The following is a 13714-nucleotide window of genomic DNA, read 5'->3' as shown; positions in this document are numbered from 1 at the left end:
GTCGGGGAATCCGGCCCTCGGGCATGACGGCGGCAGGTCAGATCACCGGCGGCGAGCCGCTGGGCGTGCCCGCGCCGCCGCTCGACGGGGCGCCGGCGGAGCTGCTCGTCCCCACGGGAGTGGAGGGGGCGGTGCCGCTGGCGGAGTCGCTGGTGGACGGCTCCTCCGGCGACGTGGGCGCTTGCGTCGGCGTGGTCGGCGGGTCCGTCGGCGTCGTGGGCTGCTCCGTCGGCTCTTCCGGCTCGGTCGGCTCCTGCGGCGGGGTCGGGGACTTGGACGGCGACTTGGAGGGGGACTTGGACGGCGACTTCGACGGGGACTTCGTCGCATCGCCCGGCTTCGTCGTGCCGCTCGGCTTGTCCGACGGCTGTCCGGACTTGCCGGCCGTGGGCGTCGGGTCGTCCGAGGTGCCCAGCGTGCCGTCCGGGCCCGGGTCGGTGGGCCGGCTGGTGGCCTCACCGGTGTCCCCGTCGTCGTCCCCGGCCGCCGGGTCGGCGCCGAGGCTGCCGTCGTCGATGCCCTGGCTCGCGGACGGGTTGACGCCGACGTTCTCCGACGGCGTACCCGCGTCGTTCTCCGACGTGGCGCCGAGGGTGACCACGGTGCCCAGGACGGCGACGAGCAGCGCGCCCGCGCCGGCCGCCACCAGATTGCGCTTGGCCACGCCCTTCAGGCCACTGCCGGTCTTGGCGGGCGTGGCCGGCGAAGGCACCGTGCGGCTGATGACATGGGCGGTGTCGGCGGGCGGCTTGAGTTCCGGGAACGCCGTGGGCACCCCGCGCGGCGGCGAGGCCGACTCCTCGACATGGACCTCGGGCACTTCCTCCCCCGCGGTCGCCATGAGGGAGAGCGGGGTGCCGGAGCGGTCGGCGACCAGGGCCAGCGCCCTCCGCCCCGCCACGGTGCCGCGCTTGTCGGCGAGGGCGCCGCGCAGCCCGATGGACGCCTCCAGTTCGGCGCGCGACCGGTCGAGCTGTCCGGCGCACAGCGCGTGGATGCCGAGCTCGTGGTGGAAGTAGGCCTGTTCGCCCACGTCCCCGGCGATCCGCGCGGCCTCCGCACCGGCCCGCAGCGCCTTCTCCCAGGCGCTCCAGTGCAGCCCCGAGGCGAACGCGGGCGCGGCGGTGCGGGCGAGCTCCACGGCGGTGCCGGGCTCGCCCTCGGTGGCGGCCGGGGTGAGCGGCGACAGCACGGAGAGCGCGGCCAGCACCGCGTCGGCCTCGGCGCACACCCGTTCCGGGGTGACCGAGGGGTGCCCGGTCCACCAGGCGTAGTGCTGGGCGGCGGCGCGTACTTGCGCCTCGGCGTCGGCGGCGTATCCGGCCGCCTCCAACTGGGCCGGGACCCCGGCGGCGAGCCGATAGCGGGAGCCGACCGGGGAGACCAGTCCGCAGGCGGCCAGTTCACCGAGGGCGGCGTCGGCGTGGGTGTCGCCCACCAGGGCGGGCAGATGCGCCTGGTGGGGCACCTCGCCGCCGAGGGCGACGGCGAACCGCAGGGTGGCGCGGGCGGACGCGCTGAGCCGGGCGGCGAGCAGCGGGGCGGGGGCGGCGGCTTCGCCGAGCGAGGGCAGCGGCACCTCGTCGCCGTCGGCGGGGTCCAAGGGGGCGTCGTCGGGCCGGGTGTCCTCGAAGACACCGAACTCGTCGACGGCGCTGCTGCCGGCCCGCAGCCGGTCGTGCTGCCGGAGCAGGGCGCCGGCCTGGACGAAGCGCAGCGGCAGGCCCTCGGACTCGAACCAGAGGTCACCGGCCCAGTTCGACTCGTCCTCGGTGAGGCGGCGGCCCACGGCCCGCTCGAGCAGGTCGAGTCCGGCGGCGCGGTCGAGACCGGGGAGGGTGACCTCCTCGACGCCGGCGTCGGCGGAGGGCTCGGGCACGCCCGGGGTGGCGGCGAACAGGAACGCGCACTCGGGGGTGGCGTCCAGCAGTTCGTCGAGGGCGGCGGCGCCGAACTCCAGGTCGTCCAGGACGACGACGGCCCCGATCTCGCGTACCTGGCTGAGGAGTTCGTCCCGTTCCGGGCGGTGCAGCGGTGCGCTGTACACGGCGTAGAAGAGGTCGTGCAGCAGGTCGTCGGCGGAGCGGCCGAGGCCGTTCAGCCGGACGACGCCGTCGGGCGCGAGGTCCGCGCAGTCCTCGGCGACGACATCGAGGAGCCGGGTGCGACCGGAACCGGCCGGGCCGACGAGGCGTACGGAGCGGCCCCGGGCGAGCAGCCGGACCAGCTTCTCGCGCTCGTCCTGACGGGCGAGGAGCGGCAGCGTGGGCTGTGCGGGGCCCGGCGGGACGGGCGGCTGCGCGGCACGCTGCACCTCGGCGCGCTCGGCCTCGGTCAGCTTGACCGGGCGGGCCGGGCGTTCGGCGGGCGGGCACGGCTCGATCTCGCTGCCGTCGACGGGATTGACGGTCAGCAGGAAGTCGCCGGAGACGAGTTGCACCGTGCGGGCGAGCGCGGGTGCGTGCTGTCCGAAGTCGGACGTGAGGGATTCCCTGGGAGGACGACGCGGCGCGCCGCTGTCACCGTCGTGGCCGTGGCCGTACTCGTCGGGTCCCGTGTGGTTCGGGTCCATAGGTCCTAGCCCCCCAAAAGCGTCGTGGCTGAAGCCCTCCCCGGCCTCGCTGCACACCGCGCTGTCGCTTCTGGTCCGGGCCCGCTCGAGGGTTGCAAGGCAGCGGGCAGCCGAACCCTAAACCTTCGCTCAGTATCTACGACAGTCCGGGGTACCGCGCCGTCCGAGACGTCACAGTCTCGTGAGGATTGTGCATGGGTCGCGCGGTGCGCCGAGGTCGGTCCGGGTCGTCCGTCGTCCACCCGTAACCCTCACACTCGGGGCAGCGACTCCACCCCGATGCCCCCTTCGATCGCCAGGATCCGGTGCAGCCGGGTGGCCACCAACAGGCGCTGCATCTGGGGCGGCACGTCGCGCAGCACCAGGCGCCGGCCGCACCGGCCGGCCCGTCGGTGGGCTCCCATGATCACGCCGAGTCCGGTGGCGTCCCAGGAGTCCAGTTCGGACAGGTCCAGCACCAGGTCGCCGGCTCCGTCGTCGACGGCCGAATGCAGGACCGTACGGGCGTCCGCCGCGCTGCGGACGTCGAGGCGGCCCCCGACGACCAGCTCGGCGTGGTCGCCCCTGATGTGCATATCCGCTCCCCGTGATGCGTGTTGTGCTCCGCGTTTTCCGTGCTTTCCGTCAGGCCGGTGATGCAACCTCTGACGGCATGGCGCCCGCAGTGGTTGCTGCCTGTAAGCGAACCGATACCGAATTCACCCCGGCGTGTGATGCACGCCGGGGCGAATGCGCGGTGTCAGTGCTCGTAGAAGCCCTGCCCGCTCTTGCGCCCGATGTCACCGGCATCAACCATCCGGCGCATCAGCTCGGGAGCGGCGAACTTGTCGTCCTGTGACTCGGTGTAGATGTTGTCCGTGGCGTGCAGCAGGATGTCGACGCCCGTGAGGTCGGCGGTGGCCAGCGGTCCCATGGCGTGGCCGAAGCCCAGCTTGCAGGCGAGGTCGATGTCCTCGGCGGTCGCGACGCCCGACTCGTGGAGCTTGGCGGCCTCGACGACGAGGGCGCAGATGAGGCGGGTGGTGACGAAGCCGGCGACGTCCCGGTTGACCACGATGCAGGTCTTGCCGACGGACTCGGCGAACTCCCGCGCCCGGGCGAGGGTTTCGTCGCTCGTCTTGTAGCCGCGGACCAGCTCGCACAGCTGCATCATCGGCACCGGCGAGAAGAAGTGGGTGCCGACGACCCGCTCCGGGCGCTCCGTCACGGCCGCGATCTTGGTGATCGGGATGGCGGAGGTGTTGGAGGCGAGTACGGCGTCCTCGCGGACGATCTTGTCGAGGGTCCGGAAGATCTCGTGCTTGACCTCGAGCTTCTCGAACACGGCCTCGACGACGACGTCCGCGTCCGCGCAGGCGTCCAGGTCGGTGGTCGCGGTGATCCGGGCGAGGGCGGCCTCGGCGTCCTTGGCCTCCAGCTTCCCCTTGCCCACGAACTTGTCGTACGACGCCTTGATCCCGTCGGTGCCCCGCGTCAGCGCCTCGTCGGTGACATCGCGCAGAACGACGTCCCAGCCCGCCTGTGCGGAGACCTGGGCGATACCGGATCCCATGAGACCGGCCCCGATGACGGCGAGCTTGCGTGCCACTGTGCGACTCCCCTGATACGCGCTGTCGTTGTTCTCTACGGGCGGACACTAGCGGTCACCAGGGTCCGTGTGACTGACTTAGTAACGCGTTTCACGTCTCACGGAGTGAGACTCCCGTCACGTCCCGCACCCCACCCGCCGTGCGGAACACCCGGGTTGCCGCCACCGGCGGATGCCAGGGTGGGAGGGCATGACCGCCCGACCGGAGGAGAACCTCGGCATGGCCGTGATCCACCGCACCACCCTCGTCCCCACCAAGCTGGAACTGCTGGCCTCCTGGCTGCCCTCGCGCCCCTGGTTCCACGGGGACGGCAAGGAGCCGCGACCGGCCAGGGCCGGCGGCTTCCGCCTCGACGACCCCAAGGGCGAGGTCGGCATCGAATTCATGATCGTCACCGATGCCTCGGGGCCCGGCTCCGCACCGGACGCCTACCTCGTGCCGCTCACTTACCGCGGCGCTCCCCTCGCCGGAGCGGAGCACGCCCTCGTCGGCACCGCCGAGCACGGCGTCCTCGGCCGGCGCTGGATCTACGACGGCTGCCACGATCCGGTGGCCGTCGCCGAATTGGCGGCGCTGATCGAGGGCCGCGCACAGGCTCAGGCCCAGAACGTCAGCGACACCCCCGACCGGGAGGTCACCCACGCCTTCGCCGGTGAGGGACCGGTCCCCGCGCACTTCGCCTCCGCGGAGGACACCCCGGAGCACACCGAACTGTCAGCGCCGGACGGCACGGCCCTGCGGGTCCTGCGCACCCTGCGGCCGGCTCCGGACGGCTCGCCGCTGCCCGGTCCGGGGGCGGCGGGTCATGTGGCGGGCGCCTGGGACCTGCCCGACGGCACCCGCGCCCGGGGCCTGCTGTGCGTGCTGTGCACCACTCCCGCGGCGCAGGACGGGCCGCACTAGGCTGATCCCATGGTCAACCTGACGCGTATCTACACGAGGACCGGCGACAAGGGCACCACCGCTCTCGGTGACATGTCGCGGGTCGCCAAGACCGACCTGCGGATCTCCGCCTACGCCGACGCGAACGAGGCGAACGCGGTGATCGGTACGGCGATCGCGCTGGGCGGTCTCGACGAGGAGATCACCGCCGTCCTCACCCGCGTGCAGAACGACCTGTTCGACGTGGGCGCGGACCTGTCGACCCCGGTGGTGGAGAACCCGGAGTACCCGCCGCTGCGGGTCGAGCAGTTCTACATCGACCGGCTGGAGGCGGACTGCGACCGCTTCAACGAGCAGTTGGAGAAGCTCCGCTCCTTCATCCTGCCCGGCGGTACTCCCGGTGCGGCCCTGCTGCACCAGGCCTGCACGGTCGTCCGCCGCGCCGAACGCTCCACCTGGGCGGCCATGGAGGCGCACGGGGAGACCATGAACCCGCTCACCGCCACCTACCTCAACCGTCTCTCCGACCTGCTGTTCATCCTGGCGCGCATCGCGAACAAGGAGACCGGCGACGTGCTGTGGGTCCCGGGCGGGGAGCGCTGAGCGGGCGCTCCCCAGCTCAGCGCCGGGCGCTCTCCTTCTCCCGCGCGGCCCGGTCCCCGAGCTCGCCGGCGGGGGCCCGTTTCGGCCAGATCCAGTAGGCCAGGGCCACCAGTCCGTGGATGCCGGCCGCCCGCCAGGCCGTGAAGCGCCAGGCTTCGAGGGTGGTGGTGCGGCCCGGGTCGCCGACGTACCAGATGGCGAACTGGAGCAGCACGGTCGCCACGACGGCGGCGGTCAGCGTGCCCAGCCAGACCTTGGTCTCGTGCCGGGCCCGGGCCATGCCGTAGCGCGGCGGGCCGAGCGGCTTGGGCGCGCCGGCCAGACGGTGGGCGGCATGGCCGTCGAGCCATTTCACGGTGCGGTGGCCGTGGCCCACCGTGTAGCCGATGTAGAGCGCGGCCAGCCCGTGCGTCCAGTTCGGCTCCGCTCCGCTCTTCAGGTCCAGCGCGGTGGCGACCAGCAGCACGACCTCCAGCAGCGGCTCGCACAGCAGCAGGGCCAGTCCGGTGCGCGGCATCTTCAGCAGGTACCGGCAGGCCAGTCCGGCCGCCAGCAGCACCCAGAAGCCGATCTCACAGGCGGCGATCAAGGCGACGATCACGGTTCGCTCCTCTCGGTCACCCTTCCAGGCTCCCGTCCGGACCAGCCGGACGCGTCGTCGCCGCCGATGAACTCGCGGTACATCGAAAGATGCAGTCCAGGACCCTTCCCGCGGATCAGGCGCCGGGTGCGCGCACCGTGTTGGATGGGGCCATGGCCGTACGACTGCCCCGTCCTCCCCGCTTCGACGTGTGGGTCGCGCTTGCCGGGCTCGCCGGCGGGCTGCTGCTGTGGGGCATCGGTCTGGGCATGCGGCCGGACACCCAGCCCATGGTGGTGTTCGACGGCCGCTGGCCGATCCTCGTGCCGCTCGTCGTCACCGCCTGCTGCGAGCTGCTGCGCCGGGCCGCTCCGCGCATTGCCCTGCTGACCGGCACGGCCGCCCTCGTCGGGGATCTCCTCACCCAGGGCAATATCGCCACGGTCCTGATGTACACCGACCTGATGTACGCCGCCGTCCTGTACGGCACGCCCGCCTCCGCACGCCGCATCCCATGGATCACCGGTCTGCTCACCGTCGTCGGCACGCTGGTGCCGTACACGATGTGGCGGGAGCCCGAAGCGCTGCTGATCGGTGTCGGTGTCGGTGTCGTGTCGTTCGCCCCGGCGTCCACCGGGCTCATCGTGCGCAACCACCGCGAGGCCGCGGACGCGGCGTTGCTGCGCGCCGAACAGACCGCGCTGCTCGCCGAGATGGACCGCACCCAGGCGGTGACCGCGGAACGCGCCCGCATGGCGCGCGAGTTGCACGACATGGTCGCCAACCACCTCTCCGCGATCGCCATCCACTCCACGGCCGCCCTCTCCCTGGACAGTCCCGGGACCTCCCGGGAGGCGCTCACCGTGATCCGGGAGAACAGCGTCCAGGGGCTGTCCGAAATGCGACGGCTCATCGGCATCCTGCGCGACGGGGCCGACGACCTGGAGCCCGCCGCGACCCCCACCCTCGACAGCCTCGCCACCCTGGTCGAGGGGGCCCGCGCCAACGGCCTCGACGTCACCCTGGACGCCGCGTACGACGGCGTCCCCGCGCCGGTCGGGCTCGCCGCGTACCGGATGGTGCAGGAGTCGCTGACGAACGCGCTGAAGCATGGCGCGCCGGGGCGGGTCACCGTATGGCTGCGCCGGCCGGAGGACGCCCTGGTGCTCCGGGTGACCAGCCCCTACGACGGCCGGGACACCCCCCGCGCGCCGGGGTCGGGGGCGGGTCTGGTCGGCATGCGGGAGCGGGCGGCCCTGCTGGACGGCACGTTCCAGGCCGGGCCGGAGAGCGGCCCGGAGGGCAAGCTGTGGGTGGTGCGTGCCACCCTCCCGGTCACCGACACCGTGCAAGGAGACGCCTGATGATCCGCGTCCTGGTCGCCGAGGACCAGTCCGCCGTCCGCGCCGGACTGGTCCTGATCCTGCGCAGCGCGCCCGACATCGAGGTGGTGGGCGAGGTCGCGGACGGTGAACGGGCGGTGGCCCTCGCCCGCGAGCTCCGTCCCGACCTGGTGCTGATGGATGTGCAGATGCCGCGCCTGGACGGGGTGTCGGCGACCCGGCAGGTGGTCGCGGAGGGGCTCGCCGATGTGCTGGTGCTGACCACGTTCGACCTCGACGAGTACGTGTTCGGGGCGCTCAGGGCTGGGGCCGCCGGGTTCCTGCTGAAGAACACGGAGGCGAAGGACCTCATCACGGCGGTGCGCACGGTGGCGGGCGGCGAGGGCATCGTCGCCCCGGCCGTCACCCGGCGGCTGATCGCCGAGTTCGCCGCGAAGCCCACCCGGCCGGTGACGGGCGATCCCGCGGTGCTGGATTCCCTCACGCGGCGCGAGCGCGAGGTGCTGTCGTGTCTCGGCGAGGGGCTGTCCAACGCGGACATCGGCAGGCGGCTCGACATGGCCGAGGCGACGGTGAAGACGCACGTCAGCCGTCTGCTGGGGAAGTTGGAGCTGCGCAGCCGGGTGCAAGCGGCAGTGCTGGCACAGGAGTTGGGCGTCTAGCGGAAGGCCGGGGAGACCTCGAGAGAAGTGGTCCAGACCTATTGACCCCTGGTCCAGACCTTTCTATTCTCGCGGCACCGCGGATGTGATGGCTCAGTCACGTCCCCCACGGCTTCTCCCCAAAAGGAGGCGCAGCATGCGCTTCAGACACAGAGCCGCGGCGGGCTTCGCAACCCTGCTGCTCCCCCTCTCCGGCCTCGTCGCCCTCGCCGGCCCCGCCCAGGCCGCGACCTCGGCCACCGCCACCTACGCCAAGACCCAGGACTGGGGCTCCGGCTTCGAGGGCAAGTGGACGGTCAAGAACACCGGCACCACGACGATCAACTCCTGGACCGTCGAGTGGGACTTCCCCTCCGGCACCAAGGTCACCTCCGCCTGGGACGCCACCGTCACCAACTCCGGTGACCACTGGACCGCCAAGAACGTCGGCTGGAACGGCACCCTCGCCCCCGGGGCGTCGGTCAGCTTCGGCTTCAACGGCAGCGGCTCCGGCTCCCCCTCCGGCTGCAAGCTCAACGGCGGGAGCTGCGACGGCAGTTCCGTCCCCGGCGACGCGGTCCCCTCCGCGCCCGGCACCCCCACCGCCTCCAACGTCACCGACACCTCGGTGAAGCTGTCCTGGTCGGCGGCCACCGACGACAAGGGCATCAAGAACTACGACGTGCTGCGCGACGGCGCCAGGGTCGCCACCGTGACCGGCACCTCCTACACGGACACCGGCCTGACCAAGGGCACGGACTACTCCTACACCGTCCAGGCCCGTGACACCGCCGACCAGACGGGTCCGGTCAGCGGCGCGGTGAAGGTCCGCACCACCGGCCGGACCGAGGAGCCGCCCCCCACCGGCGACAAGGTCAAGCTCGGCTACTTCACCGAGTGGGGCGTCTACGGGCGCAACTACCACGTGAAGAACCTGGTGACCTCCGGCTCGGCCGCCAAGATAACCCACATCAACTACGCCTTCGGCAACGTCGTGAACGGCCAGTGCAAGCTGGACGACTCCTACGCCGCCACCGACCGGGCCTACACCGCCGACCTGTCCGTCAGCGGCCAGGCCGACACCTGGGACCAGCCGCTGCGCGGCAACTTCAACCAGCTGCGCCAGCTGAAGGCGAAGTACCCGCACATCAAGGTGCTGTACTCCTTCGGCGGCTGGACCTACTCCGGCGGCTTCGGCCAGGCCGCGCAGAACCCGGCCGCGTTCGCCAAGTCCTGCAAGGCCGTGGTCGAGGACCCGCGCTGGGCCGATGTCTTCGACGGCATCGACATCGACTGGGAGTACCCGAACGCCTGCGGCCTGACCTGTGACAACAGCGGCCCGGAAGCCTTCGAGAACCTCTCGCGGGCCCTGCGCGCCGAGTTCGGCCGGGACTACCTGGTCACCGCCGCCATCACCGCCGACGGCTCGAACGGCGGCAAGCTCGACGCGGCCGACTACGGCGGCGCCGCGCAGTACCTCGACTGGTACAACGTGATGACGTACGACTACTTCGGTGCCTTCGACAAGGACGGCCCGACGGCGCCCCACTCGCCGCTGACGTCGTACAACGGCATCCCCCAGGAGGGCTTCAACTCGGCCGCCGCCATCGCCAAGCTGAAGGCGAAGGGCGTCCCGGCGAGCAAGCTGCTGCTCGGCATAGGCTTCTACGGCCGCGGCTGGACCGGCGTCACCCAGTCCGCCCCCGGCGGCTCGGCGACCGGAGCGGCGCCCGGCACCTACGAGGCCGGCATCGAGGACTACAAGGTCCTGAAGAACTCCTGCCCCGCCACCGGCACCATCGCCGGCACGGCCTACGCCCACTGCGGCACCAACTGGTGGTCCTACGACACCCCGTCGACGATCGGCGGAAAGATGTCCTGGGCCAAGAACCAGGGGCTGGGCGGCGCCTTCTTCTGGGAGTTCAGCGGCGACACCGTCAATGGTGAGCTCGTGAACGCCATCGACAGCGGACTGAGGTAGCCGGCACAGCCCGCACCACCGTCACAGCACCGCCCCCGGACGCTTTCGTCCGGGGGCGGTTCGTGTACGTCAGACCGTTCCGTTGGGTTCAGGCCACGTTCACCCGCTGCCCGGGCGGGGCCGCCTCCAGCCAGGCGAGGAAACCGGTCAGTGCGTCCTCGCTCATGGCGAGCTCCAGACGCGTACCCCGGTGCCGGCAGGCCAGGATCACCGCGTCGGACAGCAGCGCCAGCTCCTCCTCGCCCTCGGGGACGCGGCGGCCGGCCACCTCGATCGCGGAGCGCTCCAGGACGCGGCGCGGGCGGGGGGCGTAGGAGAACACCCGGAACCACTCGACCCGGTCACCGTTGTAACGTGCCACCCCGTACGCCCAGCCCTTGCCGCCGGAGTCGGCCGGTCCGGGGGCGTCCCAGCGCAGGCTGCAGTCGAAGGTTCCGCCGGACCGCTGGATGAGGCGGCGGCGCAGACCGAAGACGAAGAGCCCCAGCACCACGAGGGCCACGACGATTCCGCACACAGTCAGAGCGAGGACCATCGGCACCGACCTCCTCGTCTCCTAGGTAACGGAACGGAAAAATCATCCAGATCTGCCTCAGCCGCGACCGGCTCCGGATCGCTCCGGTGCCGGCCGCGGCTGAGTGACGTCATCTCACCGCGCCGGGATCAGCGCCCCGCCGCCGCCCGCAGACGGACATCCGCGCGGCGCTCGGCCTCGCTGTCGTCCTCCGCCTTCGCGCGGGCGAGTTCCCGCTCCGCCCGCTGGACGTCGATCTCGTCCGCCAGCTCGGCGATCTCGGCCAGCAGCGACAGCTTGTTGTCGGCGAACGAGATGAAACCGCCGTGCACCGCGGCGACGACCGTCCCGCCCTCGCTCGTACGGATGGTCACCGGGCCCGACTCCAGCACACCGAGCAGCGGCTGGTGACCGGGCATGACGCCGATGTCGCCGGACGTGGTGCGCGCGACGACCAGAGTGGCCTCGCCGGACCAGACCTCTCGGTCGGCCGCGACCAGCGCGACGTGCAGCTCAGCAGCCAAGGTGGCTCCTCGGGTCACCACCCGGCGGTTGTGCCGGGTGTTGGTTACAAGTCTAGTAGTGGGAGAGGGGGCGGGACGCGCCCGCCCCCTCAAAGGTGAGCCGTGCGGCTCACCGCGTCAGAACCCGGGAGTCAGGAGACGCCCAGCTCCTTCGCGTTCTTCTTCAGGTCCTCGATGCCACCGCACATGAAGAACGCCTGCTCCGGGAAGTGGTCGTACTCACCGTCGCAGATCGCGTTGAACGCGGCGATCGACTCGTCCAGCGGCACGTCCGAACCGTCCACGCCGGTGAACTGCTTGGCGACGTGGGTGTTCTGGGACAGGAAGCGCTCCACGCGACGGGCACGGTGGACGACGAGCTTGTCCTCCTCGCCGAGCTCGTCGATACCGAGGATCGCGATGATGTCCTGCAGGTCCTTGTACTTCTGCAGGATGTTCTTCACGCGCATGGCCGTGTTGTAGTGGTCCTGCGCGATGTAGCGCGGGTCCAGGATCCGGGACGTAGAGTCCAGCGGGTCCACGGCCGGGTAGATGCCCTTCTCCGAGATCGGACGGGAGAGCACCGTCGTCGCGTCGAGGTGGGCGAAGGTGGTGGCCGGGGCCGGGTCGGTCAGGTCGTCCGCGGGGACGTAGATCGCCTGCATCGAGGTGATCGAGTGACCACGGGTCGAGGTGATGCGCTCCTGGAGGAGACCCATCTCATCGGCCAGGTTCGGCTGGTAGCCCACCGCGGAGGGCATACGGCCGAGCAGGGTCGACACCTCGGAACCGGCCTGGGTGAAGCGGAAGATGTTGTCGATGAAGAACAGCACGTCCTGCTTCTGGACGTCACGGAAGTACTCGGCCATGGTGAGGCCGGCCAGCGCGACGCGCAGACGGGTGCCCGGGGGCTCGTCCATCTGACCGAAGACCAGGGCGGTCTTGTCGATGACGCCCGACTCGCTCATCTCGTCGATGAGGTCGTTGCCCTCACGGGTGCGCTCACCGACACCGGCGAACACCGACACACCCTCGTGGTTGTTGGCGACGCGGTAGATCATCTCCTGGATGAGCACCGTCTTGCCGACGCCGGCACCACCGAACAGACCGATCTTTCCACCCTTGACGTACGGGGTGAGAAGGTCGATGACCTTGACGCCGGTCTCGAACATCTCGGTCTTCGACTCGAGCTCGTCGAAGCTCGGCGCCTTGCGGTGGATCGGCCAGCGCTCACCGGTGTACTGCTCGTCGACGTTCAGCACCTCACCGAGGGTGTTGAACACCTTGCCCGTGGTGAAGTCACCGACCGGCACGGAGATCGGCGCGCCCGTGTCGGTCACCGGGGCCTGGCGGACCAGACCGTCGGTGGGCTGCATGGAGATGGTGCGGGCCAGGCCGTCACCGAGGTGCTGCGCGACCTCGAGGGTCAGCGTCTTGAGCTCGCCCTCCTTGGCCGGGTCGGCGACCTGGACGTGCAGCGCGTTGTAGATGTCCGGCATCGCGTCGACGGGGAACTCCACGTCGACGACCGGGCCGATGACCCGGGCGACGCGGCCCGTAGCCGTCGCGGTCTCAACAGTGGTGGTCATGAGTTGTCACTCCCCGCGTTCGCGTCGGCCAGGGCACTGGCGCCACCGACGATCTCGCTGATTTCCTGGGTGATTTCGGCCTGGCGGGCCGCGTTGGCAAGTCGGGAGAGCCTGTCGATCAGCTCGCCCGCGTTGTCGGTGGCCGACTTCATCGCGCGCCGCGTGGCGGCGTGCTTCGAAGCGGCCGACTGGAGCAGCGCGTTGTAGATCCGGCTCTCCACGTACCGCGGCAGCAGGGCGTCGAGGACGTCCTCCGCCGAGGGTTCGAAGTCGTACAGCGGCAGGATCTCGTCCTTGGTGGCGGTCTCCTGCGCGACCTCTTCGAGGCGCAGCGGGAGCAGCCGGGAGTCGACCGCCGTCTGCGTCATCATCGAGACGAACTCGGTGTAGACGATGTGGAGTTCGTCCACGCCGCCGTCCGCCGTGTCCTTCCCGATGGCCTCGATCAGCGGGGCCGCGACCTTCTTGGCGTCCGCGTACGAGGGCTCGTCGGTGAAGCCCGTGAACGACTCCGCGACCGTGCGCTCGCGGAAGTTGTAGTGGGCGACACCGCGCCGGCCGACGATGTACGTGTCGACCTGCTTGCCCTCGCGCTCGAGGCGCTCGGTCAGCTGCTCCGCCGCCTTGATGGCGTTGGCGTTGAAGGCGCCGGCCAGGCCGCGGTCGCTCGTGAGGAGCAGGACCGCGACACGGGTCGGGTTCTCCGCCTCCGTGGTGAGCGGGTGCTTGGTGTTCGACCCGGTTCCGACCGCCGTGACCGCGCGGGTGAGCTCCTGCGCGTACGGCGTGGAGGCCGCCACCTTGCGCTGCGCCTTGACGACGCGCGAGGCGGCGATCATCTCCATCGCCTTGGTGATCTTCTTGGTCGCGGTGACGGATCGGATGCGACGCTTGTAGACCCGGAGCTGAGCTCCCAT

Annotated in this window: 13 protein-coding genes; 5 read left to right on the top strand and 8 right to left on the bottom strand. The window is 71.1% G+C overall.

Annotation, left to right across the window (positions count from 1 at the left end; all coding sequences use genetic code 11):
• Nucleotides 1-37: 37 nt before the first annotated feature.
• The 3 genes from AB0L56_RS04130 to AB0L56_RS04120 form a co-directional block, all read right to left on the bottom strand.
• A complete protein-coding gene (locus tag AB0L56_RS04130) occupies nucleotides 38-2572 on the bottom strand; it encodes an ATP-binding protein (protein ID WP_365418665.1) in 2535 nt (844 codons plus the stop codon).
• Between the two features lie 251 nt (nucleotides 2573-2823).
• Nucleotides 2824-3147: an STAS domain-containing protein gene (locus AB0L56_RS04125; RefSeq protein ID WP_361028744.1), complete on the bottom strand. Its 324-nt coding sequence runs from the start codon at nucleotides 3145-3147 to the stop codon at nucleotides 2824-2826.
• A gap of 164 nt (nucleotides 3148-3311) precedes the next feature.
• Nucleotides 3312-4160, bottom strand: a complete 849-nt coding sequence (locus tag AB0L56_RS04120; protein WP_361028747.1) for a 3-hydroxyacyl-CoA dehydrogenase family protein — start codon at nucleotides 4158-4160, stop codon at nucleotides 3312-3314.
• Nucleotides 4161-4380: 220 nt separating this feature from the next.
• Between AB0L56_RS04120 and AB0L56_RS04115 the strand changes: the two genes are divergently transcribed.
• Both AB0L56_RS04115 and AB0L56_RS04110 read left to right on the top strand, forming a co-directional pair.
• Entirely contained in the window at nucleotides 4381-5064 is a 684-nt protein-coding gene (locus AB0L56_RS04115) for a 1,4-alpha-glucan branching protein (RefSeq protein WP_365418870.1), read from the top strand.
• 9 nt (nucleotides 5065-5073) lie between these two features.
• Nucleotides 5074-5646 carry a cob(I)yrinic acid a,c-diamide adenosyltransferase gene (locus tag AB0L56_RS04110; RefSeq protein ID WP_365418661.1) on the top strand — a complete coding sequence of 191 codons (573 nt, stop codon included), beginning with the start codon at nucleotides 5074-5076 and terminating at the stop codon, nucleotides 5644-5646.
• A gap of 16 nt (nucleotides 5647-5662) precedes the next feature.
• On the opposite strand, the gene AB0L56_RS04105 is transcribed toward AB0L56_RS04110, so the two are convergent.
• A complete protein-coding gene (locus AB0L56_RS04105) occupies nucleotides 5663-6247 on the bottom strand; it encodes a hypothetical protein (RefSeq protein WP_365418658.1) in 585 nt (194 codons plus the stop codon).
• Between the two features lie 152 nt (nucleotides 6248-6399).
• Here AB0L56_RS04105 and AB0L56_RS04100 point away from each other — a divergent pair, with 152 nt between their 5' ends.
• The 3 genes from AB0L56_RS04100 to AB0L56_RS04090 all read left to right on the top strand — a co-directional run bounded on the left by AB0L56_RS04100 (nucleotide 6400) and on the right by AB0L56_RS04090 (nucleotide 10191).
• Nucleotides 6400-7590, top strand: coding sequence for a histidine kinase (locus AB0L56_RS04100; RefSeq protein WP_365418655.1), 1191 nt, complete (start codon nucleotides 6400-6402; stop codon nucleotides 7588-7590).
• Nucleotides 7590-8231 carry a response regulator transcription factor gene (locus AB0L56_RS04095; protein WP_365418652.1) on the top strand — a complete coding sequence of 214 codons (642 nt, stop codon included), beginning with the start codon at nucleotides 7590-7592 and terminating at the stop codon, nucleotides 8229-8231. The genes AB0L56_RS04100 and AB0L56_RS04095 overlap by 1 nt, the downstream gene beginning before the upstream one ends.
• 136 nt (nucleotides 8232-8367) lie before the next feature.
• Entirely contained in the window at nucleotides 8368-10191 is a 1824-nt protein-coding gene (locus AB0L56_RS04090; protein ID WP_365418649.1) for a glycoside hydrolase family 18 chitinase, read from the top strand.
• An 88-nt stretch (nucleotides 10192-10279) separates the two neighbouring features.
• Here the strand turns inward: AB0L56_RS04090 and AB0L56_RS04085 are convergent, their stop codons facing one another.
• From AB0L56_RS04085 to AB0L56_RS04070, 4 genes are all read right to left on the bottom strand, one after another.
• Nucleotides 10280-10726, bottom strand: a complete 447-nt coding sequence (locus AB0L56_RS04085) for a DUF2550 domain-containing protein (protein WP_365418646.1) — start codon at nucleotides 10724-10726, stop codon at nucleotides 10280-10282.
• A 128-nt stretch (nucleotides 10727-10854) separates the two neighbouring features.
• Nucleotides 10855-11229 (bottom strand): F0F1 ATP synthase subunit epsilon, encoded by a 375-nt coding sequence (locus AB0L56_RS04080; RefSeq protein ID WP_365418643.1) that lies wholly within the window; start codon nucleotides 11227-11229, stop codon nucleotides 10855-10857.
• A gap of 131 nt (nucleotides 11230-11360) precedes the next feature.
• The gene (atpD, locus tag AB0L56_RS04075; protein WP_361028771.1) at nucleotides 11361-12797 is read right to left on the bottom strand and encodes a F0F1 ATP synthase subunit beta; all 1437 of its coding nucleotides are present in this window, start codon (nucleotides 12795-12797) and stop codon (nucleotides 11361-11363) included.
• Nucleotides 12794-13714, bottom strand: a complete 921-nt coding sequence (locus AB0L56_RS04070) for a F0F1 ATP synthase subunit gamma (RefSeq protein ID WP_365418640.1) — start codon at nucleotides 13712-13714, stop codon at nucleotides 12794-12796. Before AB0L56_RS04070 ends, atpD begins: the two co-directional genes overlap by 4 nt.

This window comes from Streptomyces sp. NPDC052079 (assembly GCF_040680275.1).
Classification (GTDB): domain Bacteria; phylum Actinomycetota; class Actinomycetes; order Streptomycetales; family Streptomycetaceae; genus Streptomyces.
The sequence above is the reverse complement of the archived record's forward strand: the minus strand, read 5'-3'. Positions and strand labels throughout refer to the sequence as shown.